The 1,480-nt window shown below is 75.1% G+C and carries 2 protein-coding genes; both read left to right on the forward strand.

Features of this window, described 5'->3' with window-relative positions:
• The coding region (locus AX737_RS25705; RefSeq protein ID WP_066926394.1) for a GyrI-like domain-containing protein at nucleotides 1-709 on the forward strand (709 nt) is incomplete at its 5' end.
• Nucleotides 710-1,157: 448 nt separating this feature from the next.
• Nucleotides 1,158-1,469: a hypothetical protein gene (locus AX737_RS25710; protein ID WP_066926397.1), complete on the forward strand. Its 312-nt coding sequence runs from the start codon at nucleotides 1,158-1,160 to the stop codon at nucleotides 1,467-1,469.
• Nucleotides 1,470-1,480: the final 11 nt, after the last annotated feature.

Here is a 1,480-nt window from a genome sequence, read left to right on the forward strand (position 1 = left end):
CGCCGCCCTCGTCCTCGCCCAGCCGGCGCTCGCGCAGCAGCAGCCCCCGCCGCCGCCCTCGACCGCGCCGTCCCCGGCGCAGACGAACCCGCTGCCGACCACCACGGCGCCGAACCCGCCCCAGGACCCGGAGCGCTCCGCCGCGCCGCAGCCCGAGAAGGCGCTGACGCCCCCGGCCGTGCCGCCCGCGGACACGCGGCCGAACGCGGCCTCCGCGCGCCCGACGCTGGTCGAGACGCCCGGCGACGCGAGCGACGTCGACGAGGTCTCGCTGCCGGCCAAGCCCGCCGCGATCCTCGCCGGCAAGGCGAAGTGGGAGGAAGCGCCCCAGAGCCTGCGCCAGAGCTTCGCCCGGATCGAGGCCGACCTCGCCAAGGCCGGCATCGCCCCGGCCGGCCGGCCGATCGCGGTCTTCACCCGCACCGACGACGACGGCTTCCAGTACGAGGCGATGATCCCGGTCGCCCAGGCGCCTGAGCGGGCCCCGGACGGCGAGCTGCGCTTCGGCACCACGCCCTCCGGCAAGGCCCTGCGCTTCTCGCACAAGGGCTCCTACGAGAGCATCGACGGCACCTACGAGACGCTGACCGCCTACCTCGACGCCAAGGACATCATGGTCCAGGACCGCTTCGTCGAGGAATACGTCACCGACCTCGCGGACGGCGCCGACGACAAGCTCGAGGTGAACATCTACGCGCTGACGCGGTGAGACGGCGCCCCGCCGCGGTGCCGCGCGATCGCCAAGCGGGTCCATGCGGCGCAGGCGGGCGGGAGGACGGATCGCCGCGGTTGCTTGGCGCCCGCCCGCCCTCTACATCGGCGGTCCCCGTGGCCGATGCGCCTGAAGGTTTCGCGAGCCCGCTCGGGCCGGCATGGTAGCGGGGTCGGCAGTGACGGGGCGGTCCGGACCAGTTCTCTGGGCCGCTCCCGTGAGACCCAGTGGGCCGGGCGGCTGCAGGGGTGTCGGAGGCGCGGGGAACAGGAACCGCGGATCCGGCGCATGGCCCACAAGATTTCCCAGGCCGTCCGCCTGGCCTGACCCGTTCCGGGACAGGTGCCGGACCGGCCCTTGTCGCTTCGTTCACGTCGCCCGGTAAGGATAAAGGTGGGCCGGGGAACCGGCCGCGTGCCACCGCGTTTCTTCGGGCCTGACGACCATGCGACGCCTCCTCACCGGCGGGATCAAGGCGATCCTGGCGATCGCCGCCCTCTCCACCGCCGCCCACTGGGCCCTGCGCGTCCAGCGCGAGCAGCCGACGGCGGTCGCCCGCGCGACCGCCATCCCCGAGCCGACCACGACCGGCTCGATCGCGCCGCGCGAGGCCGAGCGTCCGGCCGCCGCGGTCGCCGCGCCCGCCCGCGGGCTCGACCAGCAGCATCTCGGCGCGCTCATCGCCAGTCACAGCGGCGAGAAGGCCCGGGTGCAGAAGGCCAGCGCCCGCGAGACGACGCGGGAAGCCCGCCGCTGAGCACGGCGGGG

The sequence above is a fragment of the Methylobacterium sp. CCH5-D2 genome (assembly GCF_001556475.1).
Lineage (GTDB): Bacteria > Pseudomonadota > Alphaproteobacteria > Rhizobiales > Beijerinckiaceae > Methylobacterium > Methylobacterium hispanicum.